Raw genomic sequence first — 26,215 nt, forward strand, 5'->3', positions numbered from 1 at the left:
TACATAATTTGTCACTGTTTCGCGATAAAAAATGTTAATTGCGATACTTTGGGAATATTTATTGTAGAAATATTTTTTTTATGTTTGTACTAACACGTAAATGGTAATCTTGTGAAATTAAAACCTGTAAATAGTATCTCTGGGATTGCTCCAAATGACTTTGTAAAAGATTATCTGAACAAGGGTCAGCCGGTCATCATAAAGGATTTCGTAAGTAAGGACAGCCCTTGTTGGACCAAGTGGAGCTACGATTATTTCAAGGAAATAGCGGGCAACGAGCAAATCGATGTATATGGACGCGAGGAAGAATCCCAAAACCATGCTGCGAGCCCTCCGGTGGGCAGAATGAGCTTTGGCCAGTATCTGGATAAAATTAGCACAGAGCCTACGGAATTACGTCTTTTCTTATTCAATTTGATGAAGATAAGACCAGAGCTGAAGAAGGATGTAATCTTCAATGATGTGACAGGAGGAAAGGTTCTTCAATGGCTACCCTATATGTTCTTTGGTGGAGAGGGCTCCGCAACGCGTAATCACTTCGATATTGATATGTCGCATGTTTTCATTACGCAATTCCAAGGAAAGAAGCGTATCTGGTTGTTTCCAAATGATCAGTCTGACTTAATGTATAAACTTCCCTATAACTTTCATAGCATTGCTAACTTGAAAACTAGCAGTGTTAGTGAATACCCTGCAATTGAGTATTTGGATGGCTATGAGGCAGTAATTGGTCCGGGGGAAACATTATATATGCCTGCGGGATGGTGGCATTACATCCAGTACGAAACTGAAGGCTATTCAATCTCTGTTCGTGCATTAGCAAATTCACTTACTGAAAAGCTGAAAGGGGCGAGAAATTTATTCGTGACTCGTCATTTTGATGATACAATGCGCAAAATATTTAAGGATAAATGGTTTGATTACAAAATCAAAACTGCGCAGTCTCGAGCTAGTCGAGCGATAAGAAAATATAAAAAATAAGAGAAGGCTGTCTGCAAAGACAGCCTTTATTTGTTTATGGTGTTTCGAAACCATATTTCTTGTAAATTTCTCTCGCTTCTTTGGTCTGCATAAAACCTAGAAAGTCTGCTGCGGCTTTTGCCCTTGGGGCATTCTTTAAGCTAGCAATCTGATACTTGGCCTTTACGTTATCAGCATTTGGAATCGCGACTTCATCAACAGGGTGCTTAAGCAGTTTCTGAAATACAACTTCAGAATGCCATACAGGAGCTGCATCGGCTTGTTGATACAATATCCGCATGGGACTCTCGCGATGGTGAATCTTCGTGAGATAGGTAGTTCCATCTTCTACCTTCGTTTCCATGATCTGCTTTTCCAGTTGTTTACCGCCGATCTTGTTGTAAACAGATACAATTTGATTTCCCACACCTTCCCAGGCCGGATTAGGCATTGCGACGCGTAGCGTAGGTTTTGCTAAATCTTTAATACCCGTTACTTTCGAAGGGTTTCCTGCAGGGACCATAATAGTCAACTTATTGAAAGCGTAAGTATCTATTTTGTTGAGATGCTCTTTCATGCCCTGAATTCTATTGGTGCCGGCGGCATACACATCGGGTTTATGTGTAATGCGAAGGTTTCCAATCGTAATGGAACCTCCTTCAATCTGTTTCGCAAGAATACCCGGAGGTAGGGTTTCTACGAAAATACGCTCGTATTCCGGATGTTGCTTCTTAAAGGCGGTGATCAACTCCGGGATGCACATAAACTGGTTGCCGGCGAAGAAAACCACCAATTGCGGGTCGACGATATCGCCATATAGATCCGGTACATTGTCTATTCCGGGGATGGTGAAATTGACGGCAGACTCCGGGGATGGATTCCATGGCGGATCATATCTATGCTCTTGGGCGTTGCTGTTTTGTTGCATGATGAAAACACTAAGTAGTGCGACAATAGATTTCTTTAATGCGGATGTATTCATGAACTTAAGGTTTTACGATGGTCCAACCTTCTGATCCGCGAATAACAAGTTCACCATTCCCACTAGGCACATAGCCAATAAAGTCAAACATCTGTTCTTTGGTCAAGTTGCGCTCCTGTAGCGAATTGCTACACTGCGCTACCCGTACGCCTTTATTGATCAGGTCTTTGATCTGCGTTTCGAATGCGGATGTTTTCAAAAGTGCTTCAGTACCACCAGAAAAGGTAATCAACTCAACTTCAACTTTACCCTTTAGACGAGGATCGTTGAGTAAGTTGTTGATGTTTCTGATCGCTTTTTTAATAATATCCGGGTTATTGCTATCCAGCTGATAGATCACTTGATAGTGTTTCTTATGCGCTTCAGCGCCTTGATATTCCGCGTTTTCTTTCAGTTTTGTTTCCATATTCTTGTTGTCTTGGGCGTACAGGCTCATCCCCAATAAAAGTGAGCAGCCTAGTACAATAAATTTTTTCATATGCTTAAAAATTAAAAGGTCCGTATTTATGTTGTTCTTGTGTAACATTATCCGCATATGGCGGATATGCGGCATCTCTAGGTTTCTGGCTTAACACAGGGTAATCCAGCTCCTTGTTGGACTTTTGAGGACGGTCGAAGGAGTTTATATAGGCCGCAACATCAAAAGCTTCCTCATCGCTTAAAACAGGCTCTAAGGGATCAACACCTAAAGGCATGTTGCCTTTGATAAACTTTGCCGCTGTGATAACCCGCGCCATACCTGCTCCATCGTTGAAAGAATCCTCTCCCCATAATGGTGGATAAACATAGCCATCCTTCGGATTGTTTGCCAATTTAGGCAATCCTTGTCCATCTGCTTGATGACAAGAGACGCATTGTTTCTGGAAAACGAGTTGTCCATGATTGAGGTCAGCTTTGCGGTCTGGTACTTTTAAGTCTACAAAACCTTGCCCTTTAATCCGTTTCCCGATCCGTACATCAGCACTTAAGTGTTTGATATAACTGACCATGGCCAGCATTTCCCTGCTGTCAATGGGTAGCTTCTTTCCGTTCATACTCCGCTCGAAGCAACCATTAATACGGTCTTCCAAGGTGCCAACCTTGCCGTCGCGCCCACTATAAACGGGGAATAAGGCGCTTAATCCAACGTAAGGCGCGGCATAGGCTTTTGTGCCGGCTTCCAGGTGGCAGGAAGCGCAGGCAAGGCGATTCCCAGTAAAGGCCGCAACTTTAGGATTTTCAGGACCTAAATACTTATACGTTTCACGAATAAGTTGTTCGCCGTAGGCGGCCATTTTTCCATCCTCTGTATCGGGATAGGGGCTGAGCTTGAAGTCTTCCACGCTGTTCAACAGCTGGCCATCCGCTTCTTTCGAAGGTTGCTCCACTGCGGCAGATGCATGCTGCTGTTGAAATGGGATAAAAGGAAGCAAGAAAATAAGGATCACTAGCAAGACAAAAAGGATAGACATCGCTTTCGTTATTCTGCTGAGCTTATTGATCTCGCGAAGTAAGTTTACCGGTTGGTTAGAGTGATTTGCCATGGAAGCAAACTTAGCCTACTTTCCATAAGCGTTAAAACGGTATTCTGTTATGCCTTATAACTATTTGTTATGGAAGTTTTTCAATTCTCTATTCAGGAATCGCAGGAATTGCTTTGGAAGATCCGAAACTTCCCCATGCAGATGAACGAGATATAAGTTGCGCGCAATAGCCCATTTATCATTCATTATCTCTGCTAATTTGCCGCTTTCGATCTCTTCTTTGACGGCAAATTTTGAGAGAATCCCAATACTATCTTTGTATTGGATGTATTTTTTAATTGACTCGGAGCTAGACATTTCAACGCGATTGATCAGATGTTTTGCATCAATCCCTATCTCTTTAAACCGTTGGAATACGATATCATTTGTTCCCGAGCCCGGTTCTCTAAAAACAAACTCCTGCTTGCTGAAATCATCTATAGAAAGCTCCTGTTGTTGAAAGATCGGATGCTTGCTGCGAGCAATAAAGATCAGTTGATCGTCTAATATTTTAGTGTATTTTAAAGACTTGTCCTCGGCCAAACCCTCAACAAATCCAAGCGCAATCTTCTGTTCGAATAACCACTTTGTTACATGCGCAGTATTGCCATTATACAACTTGATATTGACTAATGGGTTTTCCTCCGTGAATTTAGCGATGAGTTGCGGAAGAATATACTGCGACAGGGTAGTGCTAGCGCCAATCACGAGATTACCCTTTAGTTTATCATTTAAAAGCCCAAGCCTATAATCTAGCAATTCGTATTGCTTGCTGATCGTACTTGCAGCCTCCATTAATGTTTTACCAGCTTCGGTAAGCTGTAGACGGTTTCCATTCCTTAGAAACAGCGCATGCCCTACCAGGCTTTCCAGCTCCTGAATATGTTTGGAAACAGCAGGTTGACTGATGAAAAGCTCACGCGAAGTCTTCGTAAAGCTTAAACTCTTCGCTGCATGGTAAAATACTTTGATTCTAAAATTAACTTCTAACATCAGATTATGTTATTGAACTTTTGAATATTGAAGAAATAGATAGATTTCAGTGAAGGATTAAAATAGACTCGATCGGTCTAAATAATACTCTAATTTCTAAAATCTAATCCCGCCATAGGTCTAAATATTAACTACTAACTACTTCAATCTTCCACCGCGCTTTCCTTCACGCTGTACTTATAAAACAATGTAAAGGGATCTGAGGGATACACTGCTGCATCGGGATTATGTTTGAACGGTACTTGCTGATCAAAAAGCTCTTCTAACGTACTTTTCAGAAATGCCACAAAAACCTCCTTTTGCTCGGCGAGGGTTTGATGGCTAAGCACAAAGCTACCATTATTGTTTTTAAAGACAGTACCGTCTTCACGCATCCTTCTTGCGACGTATAGGTGAGGCTCGAGATTACGAAGGCCCGTTACTTGCTCATATACATAGGCATAGAATAGCGTTTGCACAAGCGCTTTGTTTTCCGTGTTTGCCGCAAATACTACATCTAGGTTGCGGAATGTTACGCTATCCGAACCGGTTTTGTAATCGACGATACGAAGCTTTGTTTGCCCATCTTTTGTGAGCACTTCATCAACGCGGTCGATGATACCATATAAACTTACGGTTTCAATGCTGCCGTTGATTTCTATTGGAAAATCTAGGATATAATCATCACTGTTTTCGAGCTCGACAATACGGATCGCCTGATACTGGTCAATATCATATCGCAAGTACATTTTCACATACTCGGCAGCAATCTTATGCATGATGCGCTGCAAGCTATTGAGTTCATTGACCGTATTGAAGCTTGTGAGGTATTCATTACCAATCTGCTTCAAGACCACTTGATCTGCTATTTCCAGTTTCGCTTTCAAGCTTTCGGTCGCAACAAAATCATCGACTGCTTTTAGCGGAGCCAACAATTCTTCCATACTCTCATGTATGACAGTCCCAAGTTTATTCATCTCGAATTCCTGACTTATGGAAGGTGGTTCCTTGATGTCGGCGACATATTTCAAGAAGAATTGCAGGGGCGATTGCAGGTAGCTAGTGAATGCAGAAGCGGAAATTCGCTTCCCATGCTTGATATAGCTGCCGTATAGTTTATTCCAGACCTCGCCTGTTTTCTCGATAACCAATTCCTGCGGCTGCGTTGGAAAAGTCAGCGGTTGTTGCTGCGTATGTTTTACGAAGTTGAACTTGGTTTCAAACTCTAATTGTTTGATGAAGCGACTTTCCTCGCCCGAGCTGCTTTCACTGACTACCGCATTGTAGAATAGATGAATATCGCTACTGTATTGAAAATGGCGATAGAATAAATAAGCCGATAGGGCGTCTTGGTTTTCTAAGACAGGAAGCCCGTATGCTTTCCTTAAATTGTTGGGCAGGAAAGTTGGCGAATTCGATGTCTTCGGCAAAATGCCTTCATTGGCACCCAGGATATACACCTGATCGAAGTTCAGACAGCGACTCTCTAACAGCCCCATGATCTGCAAACCTTTAAGTGGGTTACCCTCAATAGCCGAGCTAATCGGTCCGAGGGCCTTTCTGATCAATCCGATTTGGAATCCAATGCTCAGTTTTCCCAGATTGGAGAATCCCAGTTGGAGCTGATTCAGCACCTTCTTCGTCTCCATCAGCAGGTTAGACTCAATCTGCCGGATACGGTCGTTGTCTGCCAGCGAAAGCAATAAACTGTCGATCATTGCGCTTAAGGTCGGTATAGTCTGCTCGGCAGACTGTAATTTGCGGAAGAAATGCGGCAGTACCGATTGGCTGATATCGATTTCCTTGACCTCCACTTCAAACAATTGCTTATCTGCCGACTCAGTCTGTATCTGTTGCTTTTGTTGCTTCGACACCTTACTCATCGGATTGGTTAAGTAGGTCTCCAACAGCTGATAAGGAATTTTTTCTTTATGTTGCTGGGATATCAACACCTGCACATTCATCCAAAGATCCAACAAACCATAGATTGGCGATTGAATTAGCGGATATCCGGTCGTGATATTCACATCCGTATAAGGTAAACTCTGCAAGAGCGGAACGAGCATGCTTTCATCGGCAAGTAGAATAGCCGATGACTTGCTCTGATCCTGATTTTCGCTCAACAAGTCGTATAGCAATTTCGTTTCGCTGATCTTTCCTAAGCTCTGATACACATGTACATCATCTGCTCGGTTCCCGATAACGTTTGGAACATCGCCTAAAGCATTCAATAATCCCGTTTGGAAAATGTTGCGTCGGATAAACAGACCTGCTTCCTGTAGTTTATCATCCAGGTAATGGCTGTCCGCATCGAAATAGAAAAGCGCCTTGCCCTGTTCCTGCCATTCTCTGAATAGTTTAGCTTCGGCTCTGTTGAGGGCATTGAAACCCACGAAGAGTACTTGTTTAAACTGGTCGACAAAGATCTCATTTTCTGCCTTACCCTCCGCCAAATCGCGGTATATGGTTGGGAAATTCGTCTGACCTTCAGCTTGCAAACGCTCTTTAAAGGCTTTGTATAATGTAGGTAGTCTACGCCATAAGCGAAGGAATCTTTTCTGTACTCCCGTATGTCCTTGAACGCTGAACGACTGCCAGAATTGTCGAATAAAAGCCTGCTGTTCGGGCGTGAAATGCTGGAAGGCGAGCTCAATTTCCGTCGTGTCGGAAAGCTCCATAAAGATTTGAGCGATATCCACAAGATCGTAGTCTAGCTGACTGAAGTCGCTGAGGATAATCTCCGCGATGGGATAAAACTCTTCTAAGGTCTCCGGTTCGACGCCTTCCTTGGCGAGCAGCTCATTGTGAAGCTCGTATAAATAGAAGAACTGACTGATAGGCGATGCCTGTACCTTCGTCGTCGACAAGCTAAAGAACTCTTGGATGGTAAAGAATTGTGGCGACCAGATTGCCTGCTGATAAACATCGACCAAATGCTTTTTCAAATAGGTAATCGGTCTTTTATTATTGAAAACGACGGCAATATCAGAGATATCTTTGCCATATCGTTGTTGAATATCTTCTGCTACTAGGCGTAGAAATGCTTTGTTCATAGGGATTGCTTAAATAACTTCTACTAATTCTTTTGATTTGGCATAATACAGATAGCCTTTTACATTTTCATAACCTACATTTCGGATGGCCTTCATGTATTTATCAACCTGCGCCTTGTGGCCTACATAATCTCCCTGCGTGAATTTGAAATCTAGCACTATCGTACTGTTGGGGCTGGTAAATACCTTGTCGGGGCGAATGGTCTCTCCATCGGCTGTAATGATGCTTGCTTCGTTCCAAATCTTAAAATCACCATTCAACCAGCTATTGATTTGCGGGTGATGCCATATTTCGTGGATCTCCTGCAACAGTGCCTCGCGGTCTTCCATAGGGAGAATCCCCTCCTGAATATATTTATCGATCAGTAGATCAATATCTTTTTCCTGCGATGCCTCCGATACGATTTCATGGGCCAGTACCCCATATTGCGCCGCTTTCTCCATCATCAGGATATTATTGATGCTTCTAGTGCTCGCGTGTTCCCATTCCTTTTCCAATACATTGGATATCGGATAATGTTGGAGCGCGATATAATTGCCTTCGGCTTTCAAAGCTTCATCCGATTTGCTGATGATATGCTGTATATTGAGCTGATTGTTTTCCAACTTGAATACCGCGTTATCTGCTGAGAGGGCTTGTATCAGTAAATCAGAAATATACTCGTTGCTCGGCTCAAAACCTTTAATTTCACCAGTCTTCTTGTCAACATTCTGTTTAAACTGAGGCGCCGAAATGTATAAGTGCTGTTTCGCACGGGTGTTTGCTACATAGAATGTGTTTAACGCATCCATGTAATTGAAGAGCATCTCTTCGAAATACTGCTGATAGAATATCGAGTTGCCGAGCGATTTACTGTACTTTATAGGAATCTTTCCTAATGCAGCGAAAGGACTGTTTTCTACATTGATCCAGAAGTCGCCTCGCGACATACCGTCTAAGCTCCAAGAGCAGAAAGGAAGCATTACGACATCATAAGCGAGACCTTTAGATTTGTGGATGGTGGTAACCTCAATGGCATCAATCTTTCCATTGCTTGGAAGCACTGCTTTTTCGCCATCTTCCAGCCAATATTCCAGAAATTGTATCAAACCGCGCTCGCCCATTGCGGAGAAGGCGGTGATGATATCTTTGAATGCCAGTAAATAGGGCAGGTGAATGCTGCCTTCATCAGTTAATCCATAGATCTCGATCAGTTTCTCCGACAGATGTATCAATGGCATTTTCTGTAGAGCGTCCCATTGCGCAATCAGCTCATCGGGCACTAACCCCTGAAGTTCCTGAATATTATTGTCTCTGAATTTTAACCAATAGGATTGATCAAAGGCAGATTTTCCTTTGCTTAGTTGATAGAGGTAGGCCATGTTGGCATGTTGAATAACATGCTTGTCTGACTGGTAGACCAGCGCTTTGAATGTTTCTACCAATAACTGGATCGCATGATTCGAAACCAAAGTAAGCGCATCACCAGAGATCACCTCATAGTTCAACTGATGGGTGTTTTTGTAATCCATCAATTGTTGAATGAGGAGTCTCGCCTGCGCATTGCTACGAACGAGGATACCAATCTGCGAAGGCTGATAGCGTCCGCTGCTGATCCATTCGGCAACTTTTTCGCAGAGGGCATCGATAGATGCTTCCTCGACCTGATTGCGCCTGCGCGCTCCATTCTCTACCGGAAGAAATGTTATCTCAATAGAGCCTTGGTTCGCAGCATCTGCCTGCAGTTGCTCGGGGAGTTCCTGATTGCTGCCTTCGTATGCTTTGATCAGCATCTGATCATTCCCTGTGGCAGTCCACCATTCCTTACCTTCCTTATTCAACGATTCAAGTACCTGCTCATTCAATACATTTTGCATCAATTGTGGAATACTGCTGAAGAGGTAATTATTCAACTTAATGATATTCGGAAGGCTGCGGTAATTGGTCAACAGCGCACCCTGATCGATAAATTGTGGTCTCGATTGTTCGTTCAGGTGGAACGAGTCGGAAACTTGCTGCTCGACTTGTTGTAGCAAGATTCGCCAATCGCCGTTTCGCCAGCGATAAATACTTTGCTTCACATCGCCCACAATAAGATGCTCGCTCATTTTTCCTTGCGAATTGGCGAGCGCATTGAGTAGGAGTGGGCTATAGTTTTTCCATTGAATTCTAGACGTATCCTGAAACTCATCAAACAGGAAATAATTGTATCGGTTCCCTATTTTCTCCCATATAAATGTGGGATCGTTGTTTTCATCTAATCCTAATTTGTTCAGTAGTATCTGCGAGTCCGAAATCAGTTGCGATGCATTCTCTTTGCGCCATAAACTCAAGAGGTCGCTCATCTCTTTCAACAAACGTAGGAAGTAGAGGTTAGCTTCGACCGCTTTATAAGCGATATAGCTTGGAAATAGTTTGTGTATCTCGAAGATCGTTTGCAGCGCAGGTTGAATGCCGATTTGTAGGTCGTATCTAACTTCTTTATTCTGATCGGTAAAAGCGTCATCATTATCCTGGAGGATCAGGAACTTATCAAATATCTTTTGCAGATCTGTTTCATTGATTTTGTGCAGGTTGCTATCGACTTTACTTGCGGAAATGAGCTTGTTGCGAGACTTGTTTTTCATTTCCGACTCGTCTACGCCCAAGGAGCGGAATGTTTCCTTGAAGGCCTCGATTGCCTGAGAAAAGGTGGCAAGGAAGGCTTTAGACTTCTCGGCTATTTCTTTCTGCAGTAAATTGAAAACCTGATTGGTGTCGGCAGTGAGCAAGTAGGAGTCAAATTCCTGGAAGTTTTCTGAAAAGATAAGACCTGCCAATGCCATAAGTTGCTGTCGGTAGTTCCAGTTTTCATTATTCGCTATCTTTTGCTCCGCGTACGCGATAATCCATTCTAATAGTTCAGGTTTCTCATCCAAAAGCTGATTCAGCATAATGGTCAGATCCTTTTTCACCTTATTGGTATTCATTTCGATGGCATACGCTGCATCAAGGTTGAGCTCATAGGTGAAGCTACGGATTACCTTTTGGGAGAAACCATCGATGGTGCTGACCGAGAAATGGCTATAATCGTGCAGTATGCGGCGATAAACGCGATAAGCTTTCTCCTGCAAAGTGTTGGCATCCCATTCGGGATATTGCTCTAATAGAAGTTTTCTATAGCTTTCAATATTCCTATGCGGATCAGCGATTGCAAGACCATGCAGTACGGATAGAATACGTTCTTTCATCTCCGCCGTTGCTTTATTGGTAAATGTAACGGCGAGTATCTCCCGGTAGTTGCTTTCCTTGGCGAGCAATAGACTGAGGTAATGTACTGTAAGACTGAATGTTTTTCCAGACCCGGCAGATGCCTTGACGATCTTTAGAGGTGCTTTTCCTGACATAGCAATGAACGCGGATTTATGAGGTTGAATATCGCTAATATCGGCTTAATCCTCAAATTTAATCCGAAATAGGGAGATGCAGTTTGAGGTACGCCGATCTTCGGTGTTTCTGCGTTAACAATCTTTTGATATTTAGCTTTTTAGTAATTATAATTTTTGTATCTTTGCGTCCCCTCCTGCATGTAGCAACGGGGGATATGTTGAATACATAAAATAAATTAAAACATGGCAACTAAAATCAGATTGCAAAGACACGGTAAAAAAGGAAAACCTTTTTACCATGTAGTAGTAGCAGATGCACGTGCTCCACGTGATGGTAAATTCATTGAGCGTATCGGTTCTTATAACCCGAACACTAACCCAGCAACTATCATCTTAGATTTCGATAGAGCATTAACATGGGTGAACAATGGTGCACAACCTACTGACACAGCTCGCGCTATCCTTTCTTACAAAGGTGTTCTTTACAAAAAACACTTACAAGGTGGTGTGAAAAAAGGTGCTTTCGATGAGGCTAAAGCAGAAGAATTATTCGCTGCTTGGACTGAAGGAAATGATGCGAAAATCGAAGGTAAAAAATCTGGCTTAGCACAATCTAAAGGAGAAGCTAAAAAAGCTGCTCTAGCTGCTGAAGCTAAGAAAAAAGAAGAAAAAGCTGCTGCTATCGCTGCTAAAAATGCTCCAGTTGAAGAAGCTGCTGCAGAAGAAGCTGCCGAAGAAGCTGCTGAAGAAAACACAGAAGAAACAGAAGGATAATCCTTTCGAAAATCTTTTATTGAAAAAAGGCCGGTCTGCTATGCAGACTGGCCTTTTTTAGATATTAGACATAAGATATTAGACATTAGAGTAGGGCGGGTTAGGGATTTTTTCTGAATCAGTAAAGAAGATTTGTTTTACCCGTGGGTTTAGAGAGGAAGAGGAATTTTGTTTTGAACCAAGAAAGGGAGGATACTAGGATTGGCAAGATCCTGTTAATCTTTTTATCCTTCCTTTCCTAGTTGAGAAAAAATCCCTCGACACTACTGTCTAATATCTTATATTTAAAATCTACTCCCGGCATTGGTCTAAATACTAACTACTAAATACTAGCGTCGACATTGACCCAATACTTACCCCAATCAGAGCCGCTCTGATTGGGGTAAGTATTGGGGTCTGAAAATGCAATAGATAAAGTAAGTCTGCTTCTAGTCCCGACGCGGCGGAAAGAAAGCCAGCTAGTCAAAAGTAAAAATGCCAACCTTTCGGTTGGCATTTTTACTATCTATCAAAGGTCTAATTGTCTAATGTCTAACATCTAACATCTAAGCCTACTGTGTTGGATTTTGTGTCAATTGCCCAGGATAAGAGTTGATTGCCGATTGTGGGATGTAATAGATTACACGGTAATCGGTAGCAGGGATTACTGCTTGTTGCTCATGTGGTCCTGGGTAGTCGCGTGTGAGGGATTTTCCGTTGCGAAATACATCATAGCTGCGTTCTGCTTGGAAGGCTAATTCTAACTGACGTTCTTTATCGATTTTTTCGCTTGCGTCGGCTGCTGATAGACTAGTATAGGCGCCGTTTTCAATAGAACGCGTACGGATTTTGTTTAAGTCTGCTAATGCTTCAGCATATTTACCGAGTTTGGCATTGGCTTCTGCCCGGTTTAAGTAAATTTCACCTAATCTGCTGATTACTGGTGAGTGTAGGTGTGAGTTCTCGCCTTCGCGCGATGCTTTTACAATGTAGAACTGTGGGTAAGCACGGTTCAAGGAAATGTAATAGTCTAAAACACCGGTATAGGGTCTTCCGTCTTTATGCTTGATCGAATAGATTCCTTGTGAGGCATTTACAGGCGTCAGCGTGTAACGGTCCACAACAGGTTTTTTGTCTACCGTTGTTACTTCCTTCGCGATCAATGTATTTCCACTGCGAATGATGGTGTCTTGCATGTAGTTTTTAGAAGTCTCGCTATCTTGTTTGATGTAGCGGAAAACTTCGGTGTACTTACCGCCGTTGTCATCGTAGGTAGGTTCGATAAAAGCAGCACGCGCATCAACGATCTTGTAGCTATCGGGTCTCCAGTCATTTCTGCCGGTTTCGTTCAATAGATCGATGTATTTTGCACTTGCGTACATTTCTCCCCAACCTTGACCACCAATGTTTGCATACATACCACCAACACCATAGTAATGATCGCTGCCCGAGAATTCAGATGCTAAGCGTTTTACGGCAAAGATTGTTTCTTTGTTGTTCTCTGGAGTAAAAGTATTATAGCGCATGAATTCCGCGCGACCTAACAGGTTGAATTTGCCTGAGTTGATCACTTTATCCGCATATTCTGCTGAAAGTTTCGCGTACTGCGCATTGGGTGCTTCATAGGTTCCGCTCATGTATAAGTAAACCCGTGAAAGCAATGCTTGTGCTGCTTCTTTGGTAGCGTAGATATTCCCTTTACTTAGCGTCAGCAATGATTCAGCTTTCGTTAAATCGGCGATAATCTGATCGTATGTTTCTTTCACTGTTGCGCGGTCTGGGAAGTTCAGGTCGCCTAGTGGGTTCTCCGGTGTTCCATTTACAATTGGCACTCCAAGGTTAGTTTCCGGACTTTGGTAATATGGGCGGCCGTATGCACGCACCAAATAAAAGTACATTAAACCGCGGATGTAGTAACACTCTCCAATCTGGTTGTCTACCTCAACGTTTTCGCCTTCTTTTAGGAATTTCATCGCATTCGACGCTTGTGCAATCGCCTTGTAGCTGTAGTCCCAGAAGTTTGATAAGCGGTAGTTATTCGGTGTGCGGGAGAAGGAGATGAACTCATAGAAAGCATCTGTTGATGCTCCACGAATCATCATGTTATCACCTGCGTATTCACCAGCGCGGTGCATGGGATCAGACCATGCTTTTAATTGTGCGTATGCACCTGTAATCAGGGCTTGCGGATTTTCCGCTACCCCTTCTGTATCCATTGATCCTTTTGGCAGTCTGTCGATCTCACAAGAGGAGAACAATGCTGTTGCCGATAGTATAAATAATAGCTTTTTCATATGATATAATCCCCTCAATTAAAATGTAACATTCAAACCAAACATAAACTTACGTGTTGCAGGGTAAACCGCAGGAAGCGCTGTTTCCAACAGTTTTCCAGTTTCCGGATGGATCGTTGCTTCTGGATCTACACCCGAGTAATCTGTCCATGTGAATAAGTTTTCGCCAGACAAGAATACTCTCACGTTGCTTAAATAGTATTGAGGTAGTTTGAATGAATAACCTACAGCTAATGATCTTAATCTTAAGAAGTCATTGCTTTCCAGGTATCTTGATGATGCTTTGTTACCGTTGTTGGAGTTGTTGTAGCGTGCTACCGGGTGAGTGGCTACATCGCCTGGTTTTTCCCAACGGCTCCAACCATCTTGTAATTTCATTTGGTTTCTGTCAACATATGCTCCGTCAGCATCTAATTCCTGGCGTGCATAGTTGTATTTCTGTCCACCGATAGAGAAACCGAAGTTCGCTGTCAAATCGAAGTCTTTGTAAGCTACGAACGTTCCGAATCCGCCGAATAAGTCTGCTGCTGCTTTGCCCATTTTACGGTATGTTCCCTCAGCGTATTTTTCTGTTTTGCTTTTGCCGATTACATTTCCTTCAGCGTCCAAATCATCTTTGTACCACATTGGTTTACCGTTGTCTGGATTTACGCCAGCCCATTCGATCATGTAATAGGTGTCGACAGGAGCGCCAATCTCTAATAGGCGTTGTGCCGAACCCGCGATGCCGGAGTTGTCGCCCGCAATAATAGGTTTTGAGATCAATTCGCCGTTTTGCAAGGTTTTGTAAAGGTCGGTCAATTTGTTTTTGTTATGTCCTAAATTGAGGTCCATACTCCATAACCAGTCTCCTTTTTTGATGATATCACCACCAATAGTCAATTCATAACCTCTATTTTGCATTTCACCAACATTTCTCCAAATCGATGTAACCCCGATTAAGCCTGTTACCGGAACTTGGAACAATACGTTGTCTGTCGTTTTGTTGTAGTAATCAGCGGTTAGGCGTAAGCGATTGTTGAAGAATCCCGCATCTACTCCTACGCCTGCAGTATAGGTGTTCTCCCATTGTAGGTTCGGGTTTCCGATTTGGTTAATTAAAGCACCCGGTGTACCGTTGTAGCCTGATTGGGAAGTGATTGCATAAAGGTCGTACTGTGGATATAATGATGTTGGCTTATTACCTACAGAACCGTATGCTGCGCGAAGTTTTAAGTTGTTGATTTTATCAACATTGAACCAGCTTTCGTTGTGGATATTCCATGCTCCACTGATGGAGAAGAAATTGCCATATTTTACGTCGGTACCGAAATTGGAAGCACCATCTCTACGGAAGGACGCTTGCGCTAAATAGCGGTTGTCGTATGCGTAGTTTGCATTGGCAAGATAAGACTGAGTTGCCCATTCGTTGATTGAACCTTTTGTACGCTCTGGTTTAGCAACAACGTCCAACACCTCGAAGCCAGGTAAGAAGCCTGTTCCATAGATATCAATAATCTTTTCGTTGAAATCGTTGAATTCATAGGCAACAATACCATTAACTGCATGCTTGTCCCACGTTTTGTTGAAGCGCAATAATTGGTTCGTATAGCGCCGTGTATTGTCTAAACGATATTCTGTGATACGGCCTAACACACTTTCACCTCCATTGGAACGTGGATCTGTGTATCCTGAGGAAGAATATAAGTTCGTGCGGTAGCTATTTACCGATGCGAATGTCAACCAATCTGTTAATCGAATATCAAAGTCGAAGTTACCTTGTAGTTCATAGTTAGTGGTTGCAGATTTGTTCCATTGCAAGTCGTATAAGTAGTTCGTGCTTGCATTGTTTACCCATCCGCTGTAGCGGTGTGGTACTAAACTTCCATCCGCATCATATGGGCTATCCCAAGGAAGGTTAGTCACCATCGCACCTGTATCATATTGTCTATCGTCGGTACCTCTACGTGCGGCAACGATCGAAGGTTTGATGCTCAACCATTCGAATGGCTTGTAAACCGTATTCAAACGGATATTGTAGCGGTCGTAGTCAAAACCTTTGACTGCTCCTAATTCATTGTAATATCCTAGGGAAAGGTAAGATTGTAAAGTTTCATTACCGCCTTGTAGGGAAATGTTGTGGTTTTGGGTGAATCCGTTGCGAGTTGCGACATCCCACCAATCGAAGTTTGAGTTTCTTAACTCTTCATTCCATCTCGGGAATTTGATGTCACTTGCGTTTTGGAAAGATGCGAAGTAATCATATAATTCTGCACCGTTCATCATTTGCATATTTCCATTCGTCAATTGGTTGAAGCCTAATTTCGTAGAATAGGAAAGTTGCATTTTCTGCGATCTAGGTGCTTTTGTCGTCACGACTACCACACCATTGGCTCCTTGCGATCCGTAGAGTGAAGTTGAAGCAGCGTCTTTCAGCACGGTTAGATTGGCGATATCATCGGGGTTTAAATCGCCTGGGCTGTACCCTACGATTACACCATCGATTACCCATAGTGGGCTAGTAACACCGTTTACCGATGCTTGTCCGCGGATAACAACAGCACCACGGGTTCCCGGTCTACCGGTACTTGGCGCTACATACACACCAGCAGCTTTACCGTTCAACATGTTCTCCACCGATGGAGTCGTTACGTCTCTAAGTTTTTGGCCGCTCACATTTTGTAATGCACCAGTTAAGCTTTCTTTCTTTTGTTGAATACCATAACCCACTACAACGACTTCATCTAAAGAATTTACAGATTCTTCCAAGTCGATATTCATGTTATTCGATTCGATTTTACGTTCTACTTTTTCATAGCCTACAGCGGAGATAATTAAGGTTTGGCCCACTTTAGCATTGATGGAGAAGGCTCCATTTTCATCTGTTGAAGAGATGATTTTTGGATCTTCTTTCACGCTGATGGTAACAGCGGCTAATGGTCCTGTAGCACCTTTAATAGTACCACTAACTACTTCTTGAAAAGCAAGGGCATGAATAGAACTGGATTCTTTTAGGTTAGATGCTAACACAGCATCTGGGGTAAGTAGGGCTAATGTCAGTACCGATGTAATTGGGTAAAACGTACTGGCAAGAAATGCCCTGGATAATCTTTTTTTGCACATAAGCGTCTTGTTTAATAAAAGTAGATCTTGGCTACACAATTTAGTATTGTTGCGGCAATATTAACTTTTTGTAAATAGAATGCTATATCATTTTTGAACTCAATCGTTTGCGTATTTTCATGCAAACGATTGCATATGCAACATCGTGTAAATGGCTTTTTCATGTAAATAGTAACATTTTTGATATCATTAAGTTGCTTCAACAACTATGTATCAATTAATTATATCCCTGTCATTTTGCCTGATTTTCATTGTTTTTTGATTTTCCTAATTGTTAAATTGGACGGTATTGCAGCGGCGTGCCTTAGGCGTTTTATTGTCCGATTATTTCTGTACTTTTGTATTTAAATTCATGCTATGACAATCGATCAAACATTCTATATAGGTTACATCAGTAAAACCCGCGGCTTGAAAGGGGAGGTGCAATTATTCTTTGAATTTGAGGACTATATGGATTTGGATTTTGATGTATTGTTTCTCGAGGTGAATAAGAAGTTAGTACCCTACTTCGTTGATACGTTGAAGATGCACAACAATAGTACGGCTTACGCTACTTTTGAGGACATCGATCATATTGATAAGGCCCAGCCTTTGATCAAGAAGAAAATGTATTTGCCGCTAGATCAGAAGCCTGAGCGCGATCCCGATGATTTCCGTTACACGGATTTAGTAGGTTACATGGCAATTGAAGAGGAAGAAGGTGAGCTTGGGGAGATTACACAGGTACAAGAGATGCCGCAGCAGTTCATCGCTACGGTCGATATGGATGGCACGGAAGTGATGTTCCCATTGAACGAAAACTTCATTGTAGGCATAGATCCTGAGGAACAGGTTGTTGTACTTCGTCTTCCTGAGGGATTGATCGATATGTATTTCGAGCAGTAGAACGGCGTTTTCGATATTTTTCCATTTTATTTTCTGGTTTTCATTTTGAGTTCTTGCTTCTATTAGCGATATTAGCCCTCGCTTATAGAGAAAGGCAGAGGGACTAGACCCGCTGAAGCCTTAGCAACCTGTCCCTTGACAAGGTGCTAAATTCTACCCCGATAGGGAAAGATAAGCTGAAACTCAGGTATCGCTGTGTTTTCTCTAAGCCTAAAGGAATTTTATGAAAATCGTAGACCACATTAAGAACGCACAGGGTAAGACCCTATATTCATTTGAGTTATTGCCACCGGCAAAAGGACAGGGAATTCAGAGTATTTTCAAGACCATGGATGAGCTTATGGAGTTCAATCCGCCTTTCATCGATGTTACTTACCATCGCGAGGATTACCTGTATAAACAGCATTCCAGTGGTCTATTAGAGCGTGTTGCCTATCGTAAGCGTCCGGGCACTGTTGCTATCTGTGCTGCGATTATGAGTAAGTATAAGGTGGATGCGGTTCCGCATTTGATCTGTGGCGGTTTTACGAAAGAGGAGACCGAGAATGCCTTGATCGATTTAAACTTTTTGGGTATCGATAATGTGTTGGTACTACGCGGAGACGCGAGAAAAGGTGATTCGGACTTTATACCGACGGTTGGTGGTCATGCCTATGCGACGGATCTTCTGGAGCAGGTCGTTGATATGAACAATGGTCGTTATCTGCATGAGGATATCGAGAGCTCGGCAAAGACCGACTTCTGTATCGGAGTGGCGGGCTATCCGGAGAAGCACTTCGAGGCACCAAACTTTAATACAGACTTTAAATGGTTGAAGAAGAAGGTGGAAATGGGTGCGGAGTTTATTGTTACGCAAATGTTCTTCAACGTGGAGAAGTACAAGGAATTTGTGACGAAATGTCGTGAGCATGGTATCCATGTTCCGATTATTCCGGGTTTGAAACCCCTGACAACGAAGAATCAGTTGATTACGCTTCCTCGAATCTTTCACTTGGATATCCCTGAGGAATTGAGCGATGCTGTGGATGCATGTAAGACTAATGCGGATGTGCGCCAGGTAGGCGAGGAGTGGTTAGTGCAACAGTGTAAAGAACTGATTGAGTTTGGCGCGCCGGTACTACATTTCTATACAATGAGTAATCCGGGACCGACGAAGAAGATTGTAGAAAAATTAGTTTAGATATTAGAGTTAGATAATAGATTTTAGACATTAGATATTAGAGCGTGGAGCCGATGATTTAGATTTCGGTTTTGTGCTATAAGATACAGGAGCCAAGACGAGAGTCTTGGTTTTTTGATTTTGGTGTTTTTGGGGAACTCTGATTGATTGTTTTTAATATTTTATTGGGCGAGTGGTTTGGGGGGCTTAATTTCTGTTAAAATTTGTTAAGCGAAGCGCAGTTTCTGGTTTTCAGTTTATCTTTATTCGGAATTACTAACCTATACTCTTATGAGCTATCAAAAACTGAATAACCTTCTCGGCTGGAGCTGTGGAATCTTGGCAACAATAGTTTATGTAATGAGCGTTGAAAAGTCAAGTAGCTGGTGGGATACGGGCGAATTTATTGCTTCGGCACATAAGTTAGAGGTTGTTCATCAACCTGGGGCACCCTTGTTTCTGATGATACAGAATGTGTTTTCAAATTTTGCAATGGGCGATGTCAGTAAGGCGGCATATTGGATGAATATCGGTTCAGCAATTTGCAGCGGTTTGACGATTGTATTTCTATTTTGGACAATCAGTGCTATTGCGAAGAAACTGGTTCTGAGCGATGGGGAATGGACCTCGGTAAAGTTGTATCAGGTTTTTGGAGCCGCGATTGTGGGTTCGTTGGCTTATAGTTTTACGGATTCTTTCTGGTACTCGGCAGTGGAGTCGGAGGTTTATTCGATGTCGTCACTATGTACTGCCGTTGTATTTTGGTTGGCGTTGAAATGGGATGCACGGGCAGATGAAGCGGATAGTAATAAATGGTTATTGGCGATTGCCTATGTAATGGGGCTTTCTATCGGGGTGCACTTGTTGAATCTTCTGACTATTCCGGTGATTGCTTTGATGATATATTTCCGCAGGACGAACAAGGTCGAGTGGAAGGGGATTGCTAAATCCTTAGGTTGGGGCGTACTGGCCTTAGCATTTGTGCTATGGGGCGTTATTCAGTATAGCGTTCGCTTTGCTGCTAATTTCGACCTTTTCTTTGTCAATAGTTTGGGACTTCCGTTTGGATCGGGTGTGGCGTTTTTTATAGTGCTTTTAGTTGCTGGGATTGTTTTCGGGCTTTATTATGCTGCTCGTAGAGCAAAGCCGATTATGCATTTGGCGCTGTTGAGTTTGAGTTTTATCTTTTTAGGATTCGGATCTTATAGCCTGTTATTGATTCGCGCACAAACGAATATTTCTTTGAACAACTATGATCCGGATAATGCCTTCAATTTATTGAGTTATTTAAGTCGGGAGCAATATCAATCGGAGCCTTTATTTAAAGGGCAGACTTTTGATGCGCGTCCCGTTGATATGACGTCCGGTTCGACCTATAGAAAGGATGCGGATCGCTATACCAGGATCAGCAGCAATAACCGCTATGTTTATGATAAAGAGATGTTGTTCCCACGGATATATAGCGATAAACATACGGCATTTTACCGTCAGTATTTAAATATTCCTGAGGGGCAGTCGCCTAGTATGGGCGATAACTTGAAGTTCTTCTTCAATTATCAGTTGAACCATATGTATGCTCGCTACTTCCTGTGGAACTTCGTTGGGCGTCAGAACGATGTGCCTAGTCAGGGGCAGGTTTATGCGGGCAATTGGTTGTCGGGAATCACATTTCTTGATAATCTCCGTTTGCCTGGACAGTCGCATTTGTCAAATAGCATGTTAAAGGATCCGAGCAGGAATACTTATTTTTTCTTGCCTTTATTGCTTGGTTTTCTTGGGATATTATGGCAGTTGAAGAAGAGCAAGAAGGATACGGCTATTTTGGGATTGCTGTTCTTTTTCACTGGTTTGGCAATCGTGATTTACTTGAATCAGACGCCTAATCAGCCTAGGGAAAGAGATTATGCTTACGCGGGATCATTTTACGTATTTGCGATCTGGATTGGATTAGGGGTAGTTGCTGTTGTGGACTTGTTAACGAAATTAGTGAAGGTTCCGGCGAAGACCTTAGCTTTGGCAAGTTCTGCTATCTGTTTGCTGGCTGTTCCGACTTTACTGTTGAAGGAAAATTGGAATGATCACAATCGATCGGAGCGTATGATGACCAGAGATTTTGCAATGAACATGCTGAATTCTTGTGCGCCAAATGCAATCCTATTCACCTATGCGGACAACGATACTTTCCCGCTGTGGTATTTGCAGGAGGTAGAAGGTGTTAGACCGGATGTACGGGTGTTGAATTATGGTTATCTGCAGTCTGATTGGTATGTGGAGCAGGCTTTAACCGACATTAACGAGTCGAAAGCATTGCCATTGGGATTTGCTTATGATAAGGTGAAGCGTGGACAACGGGATGGTATTCAGGTGTTTGATATGGGGGTAGAGGGTTATACGGATGTGAAGACCGTATTGGATATTATGCTTTCGGATAATCAACAGAATATGATGCAATTGCAGTCTGGGGAGTATGTGAATGTCATGCCGACGAAGAAACTGCAATTGAAGATTGATAGAGAGCAGGTGTTGAAGAATAAGGTAGTACCGCAGGAGTGGGAAAACGCTATTCCGGAATATATGCAGTGGGATTACAATCAGAATTATGTGTCGCGTGCAGAGCTGAGCCTAATGGGCTTGTTGGAAAATAATAATTGGGAGCGACCGATTTACTTTGTGAAGCAGGCACCTAATGATATTTTCATGGGGATGGATAAGTATTTAGCATCGGAAGGGCTAGTTTACCGTTTGATGCCGGTGGAAGTTGGTCAACAGGCTGATGACGCTACTTTGATCAATACAGAGGCAATCTATACAAATGCGGTAGAGAAGTTCAAATGGACGGATATCAAGAATCTTGATTACTTTGATACCGACTCTAATTTTATCTATGATTCTTATGTGCAGCCGAATCTGTATGCACAAGGACTGGAGAGTTTGGTGCAGAAGAATAAGCTTCCGGAAGCGAAGAAGCTAGCGCTAGTTGCTCTTGAGCATCAGCCTAAGGAGCCAAAGACTATGCGCCAGAGTTATTTGAATGCAATACTTGCAGATACCTTAGTGAAGGTGAAGGAGCTTGATAAAGCGAAAGAACTGGCGGCAAAGAACATCAAAGCGATAGACGAGAAGCTGAATTACCAAAAAGGTATTATGGAAGCTTCTGAGGGATATGATCTGTATAGTATTCAACTCGGCTTAGGAGCATTGGAAAGATATCAAGCTATATTGAAGCAGATTGGTGACGAGGGATTGGTTGCAGAAGGGAATCGGGTTTGGAGTAAGTATGAGCAGGCATGGCTGCAGGGGAGTTGAGAAAATATATCAATAATTAGATTTTAGATAAAAGAAAAGAGGAGCGAAAGCTCCTCTTTTTATTTTATCTAATTCTTTAAAATTATTTTTTTGCTTCCTTAGCCCAAGAGTCTTTCAATGTTACCGTACGGTTAAACACTGGCTTTTCAGCAGTTGAAAGTTTGTTGTCTGGTGTAAAATATCCTAGGCGGATAAACTGATACCCTTTTCCAATCTCCGCGTTTGCTAAGTCTGGTTCGATATAAGCTTTTTCGATGATTTGTAGACTATCCTTGTTGATCGATGATTTGAAATCTTCGGCAGCCGCAGGGTTTTCGTCATGGAATAAACGGTCGTAAAGTCTCACCTCTGCTTCTCTGGCATGCTCGACCGATACCCAATGGATAGTTCCTTTCACTTTCATGCCGGAAGTGTCTTCTCCTGATTTTGAGTTAGGTGCGTATTCACAGTAAACTTCTGTCACATTGCCTTGCTCGTCTTTCTTAAAGTCTGTACAAGTAACAATATAGCCGTGTTTCAAGCGTACAGAAAGTCCAGGTCCTAATCGGAAGAACTTCTTAGGTGCATCTTCCATGAAGTCATCACGCTCGATCCAGAGCTCTTTTGAGAACGGAATAATACGTGACCCCTCGCCACCTTCTACTTCAGGGTTATTTTCACCGTGCAGCTCCTCAACTTGGCCTTCTGGATAGTTCGTGATAATCAACTTAATCGGATCAAGAACTGCCATTCTGCGCCATGCTGTTTTATTCAAATCTTCGCGGATACAGAACTCCAAAAGACTAACATCAATCATGTTTTCGCGCTTTTGTATACCGATGCGTTCGCAGAAATTACGAATACTTGCAGGCGTATAGCCGCGTCTGCGCAGTCCTGAGATCGTCGGCATACGTGGGTCGTCCCAACCTTCAACGAATTTCTCGTTTACTAATTGCAACAGCTTACGCTTGCTCATTACCGTGTAGTTTAGATTTAGGCGAGCAAATTCGTATTGTTTCGACGGGAAAATCTCCAGTCTATCAATCAACCAATCATATAATGGACGGTGCGGAATAAATTCTAGTGTACAAACAGAATGCGTGATTTTTTCGATGGAGTCTGATTGTCCATGTGCGAAATCATACATCGGATAGATACACCATTTATCTCCTGTACGGTGATGATGAGCATGCTTGATGCGGTAGATAATAGGATCGCGCATGTGCATGTTCGGACTCGCTAGATCTATTTTCGCACGTAGTACTTTCTCTCCGTCCTTATACTTGCCTTCGCGCATTTCTTCAAACAACTGAAGGTTTTCTTCAATGCTGCGGCTGCGTGCTGGCGTAGGAGTTCCCGGTTCAGTAGGCGTACCTTTAGCCGCTGCGATTTCTTCAGCAGTACTGTCATCTACATAAGCGAGATCCTTTTTAATCAACTCGACAGCATAGGCGTATAGAGTATCGAAATAGTCGGAAGTGTATAGCTCTTCAGCCCACTGGAATCCCAACCATTGAATATCGTGCTTGATACTATCCACATACTCCACATCTTCCGTTACCGGGTTGGTATCATCAAAACGTAGGTTTGTTTTTCCGTTATACTTCTGTGCTAATGCGAAGTTTAAACAGATGGATTTTGCATGTCCGATATGAAGATAGCCATTTGGCTCGGGAGGGAAACGTGTTAGCACGCGGCCATCATTCTTCCCATTTCGAAGATCCTCTTCGATAATCTCTTCAATAAAATTCAATGATTTTTCTTCTTCTACCATGTAGCAAAGTTAGGTATTTCATCGATATATTGGATGAGATGGTACCGAATACTTACTGCTTTTTACTTATTTTCGGGTTATTAAATATTCATTATGAGATTTAGATTTTTCCTACTTATTTTCTTGCTCCTTCCAGTGGTCACTTTCGCGCAAAAAAGACCAAAGCCAAAGATGCTGATATATGCGGATGGTTTTGTGGGTTGGGCTGCTGCTGTTCAAGCCAGCAAGTCTAATGTCGAGACGATTTTAGTAATCGACAATCTTGATTTCTTAGCAAGCAATTCCAATGAGAAAGTTGTTATTGATCAAAAATATAATCTGAATGGTGGGATTTGGATGGAATTGCTCATGGATATGGCGATGAGTAAGACGAAAGACCAAGTACTGGCGAACACCGTGAAAAGTGACTTTAGCCCTAGACTAGCGACGAATAGTATCGAGCGGTTTAAGGCGAAGATGCAGGGTGTAACGATTATTGTTGGGGAGGATATCAGCAAATGCGAGCGGGGGAGGAGGAACTGGCAGTTGATGTTGTCTAATAAGGAACGCTTTAGCGTACCTGTAGTAATCGACGCTACAAAGGATGGGAAGCTTTATCGAAACCTAACATTGCCTGATACTATGGCGGCGAGAAAAACTGCATTCTTGCCCGTATCGCAAGTTACATTGCCCTTAAGTCGTACGACGATGGCAGTAGAAGAACGCGCCGGAGAAGTGTATCTGGCTACTTTACAACAGCTTTTGAATGCTCAATATGAAAACATGTTCAGCATAGGTCCCGGAAGCGAATTGAGCGATTCGCCCAATGATATACCTATGAGCATTGCGCTAGGACAAGGATTGGCTGCAGTTGCAGGTTATTGCGCTTTTTTTGACACAAACATCGAGAAACTTGATGTCCGAAAAGTACAATCGGAATTACTGACTTTCAATGCTAGATTGAATCCGTATGTTGATATTGCAATTGATGATCCGCATTATGCTTCTATTCAAAAGTTCTATTTAACAGGGTTCTTTCTAGGAGAAGTAAAGGATGGTGCTATGTACTTCCATAAGGATACCGCAGTTAGGTTCGATGATGTCAAAGGAGTCTTAAATGATATCTATTCTCGCAGTCAGCTATGGTTTTTAGACAACTACCGAAATGAAGAAATGAAATGGAAGGACTTGATTAGCCTGATCAAGTTTGTTTCCTTGAAAGGGGATGAGGTTGAACAACAACTCATAAAGGAATGGTCTACGAAAAGAAAGTTTGAAGGAAATTATGATCCCGAAGCCTTTGTCACGCGAGGGCAGCTTGCAGTTGTTACGGATCTTTATTCCGCGTCCTATGCAAAGGCAATCAGCGTGGATGGGCAGTTTAAAAAATAGCAGTTGCTAAATGATTATATACAATAAAAGCTTGTTCGAATGAACAAGCTTTTATTGTTGAATTTTAATGAGTCAGGCCTATTTGAAAGCAAACACATTACCTAGTTTATCAGTTCCGGTATATGTACAACCTTGATCGATCAACTCTCCCGTTCCGATATTGATTACCATCCCATGGACAGCTAAATCATCACGCTCTTTCCATGCATTTTGAATAATCGATGTACTGCATAAATTAAAAACCTGCTCTTTTACATTTAATTCGACCAAACGATCAGCTTTTTGTTCTTTATCTTCGATAGCATCAATTTCTTCAGCATGTAGGCGGTAAACATCTTTGATATGGCATAACCAGTTGTCGATAATACCGTATTGCGTAGAGCTTAAAGAAGCAGCTACACCTCCACAACCATAGTGTCCAGCCACGATAACATGTTTTACCTTTAAAACATTCACTGCATAGTCAAGTACAGAAAGCATACTCATATCCGAGTGAACACACATGTTGGCAATATTGCGATGTACAAATACTTCTCCTGGTTTCTTACCGGTCAATTCGTTCGCAGGAACACGGCTATCAGCGCATCCGATCCATAATACTTCCGGACTTTGGCCTTTTGCTAATTGTTGAAATCTGCCCGTTTCGTCGTTTTTCACGAACTCAACCCACTCTTTGTTACCCTCTTTAATGTTGTTGAAACCAGTTTCTAATACTTTATTTTCCATGTTTTTTGTCAATATGATTTAATGGCAACCCTGAAAAGGGTTGCACAAG

The 26,215-nt window shown here is 42.5% G+C and carries 16 protein-coding genes and 1 riboswitch; of the genes, 6 read left to right on the forward strand and 10 right to left on the reverse strand.

The window, feature by feature from the left end; all coding sequences use genetic code 11:
- Nucleotides 1-111: 111 nt before the first annotated feature.
- Entirely contained in the window at nt 112-981 is an 870-nt protein-coding gene (locus DSM08_RS02725) for a cupin-like domain-containing protein (protein WP_149524702.1), read from the forward strand.
- 34 nt (nt 982-1,015) lie between these two features.
- Here the strand turns inward: DSM08_RS02725 and DSM08_RS02730 are convergent, their stop codons facing one another.
- From DSM08_RS02730 to DSM08_RS02755, 6 genes are all read right to left on the reverse strand, one after another.
- Nucleotides 1,016-1,942, reverse strand: a complete 927-nt coding sequence (locus DSM08_RS02730) for a molybdate ABC transporter substrate-binding protein (RefSeq protein WP_149524703.1) — start codon at nt 1,940-1,942, stop codon at nt 1,016-1,018.
- A 4-nt stretch (nt 1,943-1,946) separates the two neighbouring features.
- Nucleotides 1,947-2,420, reverse strand: coding sequence for a DsrE family protein (locus DSM08_RS02735; protein WP_149524704.1), 474 nt, complete (start codon nt 2,418-2,420; stop codon nt 1,947-1,949).
- Nucleotides 2,421-2,424: 4 nt separating this feature from the next.
- Entirely contained in the window at nt 2,425-3,465 is a 1,041-nt protein-coding gene (locus DSM08_RS02740) for a c-type cytochrome (RefSeq protein WP_149524705.1), read from the reverse strand.
- A gap of 60 nt (nt 3,466-3,525) precedes the next feature.
- Nucleotides 3,526-4,437: a LysR family transcriptional regulator gene (locus tag DSM08_RS02745; RefSeq protein ID WP_149524706.1), complete on the reverse strand. Its 912-nt coding sequence runs from the start codon at nt 4,435-4,437 to the stop codon at nt 3,526-3,528.
- Between the two features lie 143 nt (nt 4,438-4,580).
- Entirely contained in the window at nt 4,581-7,469 is a 2,889-nt protein-coding gene (locus tag DSM08_RS02750) for a PD-(D/E)XK nuclease family protein (protein ID WP_149524707.1), read from the reverse strand.
- A gap of 9 nt (nt 7,470-7,478) precedes the next feature.
- A complete protein-coding gene (locus DSM08_RS02755) occupies nt 7,479-10,835 on the reverse strand; it encodes a UvrD-helicase domain-containing protein (RefSeq protein WP_149524708.1) in 3,357 nt (1,118 codons plus the stop codon).
- Nucleotides 10,836-11,060: 225 nt separating this feature from the next.
- Between DSM08_RS02755 and DSM08_RS02760 the strand changes: the two genes are divergently transcribed.
- Nucleotides 11,061-11,591, forward strand: coding sequence for a 30S ribosomal protein S16 (locus DSM08_RS02760; protein WP_149524709.1), 531 nt, complete (start codon nt 11,061-11,063; stop codon nt 11,589-11,591).
- 551 nt (nt 11,592-12,142) lie between these two features.
- Here DSM08_RS02760 and DSM08_RS02765 read toward each other — a convergent pair.
- The gene (locus DSM08_RS02765; protein ID WP_149524710.1) at nt 12,143-13,864 is read right to left on the reverse strand and encodes a RagB/SusD family nutrient uptake outer membrane protein; all 1,722 of its coding nucleotides are present in this window, start codon (nt 13,862-13,864) and stop codon (nt 12,143-12,145) included.
- Between the two features lie 18 nt (nt 13,865-13,882).
- Nucleotides 13,883-16,966 carry a SusC/RagA family TonB-linked outer membrane protein gene (locus tag DSM08_RS02770; protein ID WP_149524711.1) on the reverse strand — a complete coding sequence of 1,028 codons (3,084 nt, stop codon included), beginning with the start codon at nt 16,964-16,966 and terminating at the stop codon, nt 13,883-13,885.
- Nucleotides 16,967-17,323: 357 nt separating this feature from the next.
- On the opposite strand from DSM08_RS02770, the gene rimM reads away from it, so the two are divergent.
- The 3 genes from rimM (at nt 17,324) to DSM08_RS02785 (ending at nt 22,316) form a co-directional block, all read left to right on the forward strand.
- Complete coding sequence (gene rimM / locus DSM08_RS02775) at nt 17,324-17,851, forward strand: ribosome maturation factor RimM (protein WP_149524712.1); 528 nt, start codon at nt 17,324-17,326, stop codon at nt 17,849-17,851.
- Nucleotides 17,852-17,930: 79 nt separating this feature from the next.
- A riboswitch (SAM riboswitch) is annotated at nt 17,931-18,029 on the forward strand.
- Between the two features lie 45 nt (nt 18,030-18,074).
- On the forward strand, nt 18,075-19,031 hold the full coding sequence (locus tag DSM08_RS02780; protein WP_149524713.1) for a methylenetetrahydrofolate reductase: 957 nt from the start codon (nt 18,075-18,077) through the stop codon (nt 19,029-19,031).
- 270 nt (nt 19,032-19,301) lie between these two features.
- Complete coding sequence (locus DSM08_RS02785) at nt 19,302-22,316, forward strand: glycosyltransferase family 117 protein (RefSeq protein WP_149524714.1); 3,015 nt, start codon at nt 19,302-19,304, stop codon at nt 22,314-22,316.
- An 82-nt stretch (nt 22,317-22,398) separates the two neighbouring features.
- Here DSM08_RS02785 and DSM08_RS02790 read toward each other — a convergent pair whose 3' ends face one another.
- A complete protein-coding gene (locus DSM08_RS02790; protein WP_149524715.1) occupies nt 22,399-24,069 on the reverse strand; it encodes a glutamine--tRNA ligase/YqeY domain fusion protein in 1,671 nt (556 codons plus the stop codon).
- A gap of 93 nt (nt 24,070-24,162) precedes the next feature.
- Between DSM08_RS02790 and DSM08_RS02795 the strand changes: the two genes are divergently transcribed.
- Nucleotides 24,163-25,440: an FAD-dependent oxidoreductase gene (locus DSM08_RS02795; RefSeq protein ID WP_149524716.1), complete on the forward strand. Its 1,278-nt coding sequence runs from the start codon at nt 24,163-24,165 to the stop codon at nt 25,438-25,440.
- A gap of 78 nt (nt 25,441-25,518) precedes the next feature.
- On the opposite strand, the gene DSM08_RS02800 is transcribed toward DSM08_RS02795, so the two are convergent.
- Nucleotides 25,519-26,166, reverse strand: a complete 648-nt coding sequence (locus DSM08_RS02800; protein WP_149524717.1) for a carbonic anhydrase — start codon at nt 26,164-26,166, stop codon at nt 25,519-25,521.
- Nucleotides 26,167-26,215 lie beyond the last annotated feature (49 nt).

This window comes from Sphingobacterium hotanense (assembly GCF_008274825.1).
GTDB classification, from domain to species: Bacteria; Bacteroidota; Bacteroidia; order Sphingobacteriales; family Sphingobacteriaceae; genus Sphingobacterium; species Sphingobacterium hotanense.

Excerpts from the sequence above, each read along its gene's own strand:
- DSM08_RS02730 (WP_149524703.1), bottom strand. The coding sequence starts at position 1,942 with ATGAATACATCCGCATTAAAGAAATCTATTGTCGCACTACTTAGTGTT.
- DSM08_RS02735 (WP_149524704.1), bottom strand. The coding sequence starts at position 2,420 with ATGAAAAAATTTATTGTACTAGGCTGCTCACTTTTATTGGGGATGAGC.
- DSM08_RS02740 (WP_149524705.1), bottom strand. The coding sequence starts at position 3,465 with ATGGCAAATCACTCTAACCAACCGGTAAACTTACTTCGCGAGATCAAT.
- DSM08_RS02745 (WP_149524706.1), bottom strand. The coding sequence starts at position 4,437 with ATGTTAGAAGTTAATTTTAGAATCAAAGTATTTTACCATGCAGCGAAG.
- DSM08_RS02750 (WP_149524707.1), bottom strand. The coding sequence starts at position 7,469 with ATGAACAAAGCATTTCTACGCCTAGTAGCAGAAGATATTCAACAACGA.
- DSM08_RS02755 (WP_149524708.1), bottom strand. The coding sequence starts at position 10,835 with ATGTCAGGAAAAGCACCTCTAAAGATCGTCAAGGCATCTGCCGGGTCT.
- DSM08_RS02760 (WP_149524709.1), top strand. The coding sequence starts at position 11,061 with ATGGCAACTAAAATCAGATTGCAAAGACACGGTAAAAAAGGAAAACCT.
- DSM08_RS02765 (WP_149524710.1), bottom strand. The coding sequence starts at position 13,864 with ATGAAAAAGCTATTATTTATACTATCGGCAACAGCATTGTTCTCCTCT.
- DSM08_RS02770 (WP_149524711.1), bottom strand. The coding sequence starts at position 16,966 with ATGTGCAAAAAAAGATTATCCAGGGCATTTCTTGCCAGTACGTTTTAC.
- rimM (WP_149524712.1), top strand. The coding sequence starts at position 17,324 with ATGACAATCGATCAAACATTCTATATAGGTTACATCAGTAAAACCCGC.
- DSM08_RS02780 (WP_149524713.1), top strand. The coding sequence starts at position 18,075 with ATGAAAATCGTAGACCACATTAAGAACGCACAGGGTAAGACCCTATAT.
- DSM08_RS02785 (WP_149524714.1), top strand. The coding sequence starts at position 19,302 with ATGAGCTATCAAAAACTGAATAACCTTCTCGGCTGGAGCTGTGGAATC.
- DSM08_RS02790 (WP_149524715.1), bottom strand. The coding sequence starts at position 24,069 with ATGGTAGAAGAAGAAAAATCATTGAATTTTATTGAAGAGATTATCGAA.
- DSM08_RS02795 (WP_149524716.1), top strand. The coding sequence starts at position 24,163 with ATGAGATTTAGATTTTTCCTACTTATTTTCTTGCTCCTTCCAGTGGTC.
- DSM08_RS02800 (WP_149524717.1), bottom strand. The coding sequence starts at position 26,166 with ATGGAAAATAAAGTATTAGAAACTGGTTTCAACAACATTAAAGAGGGT.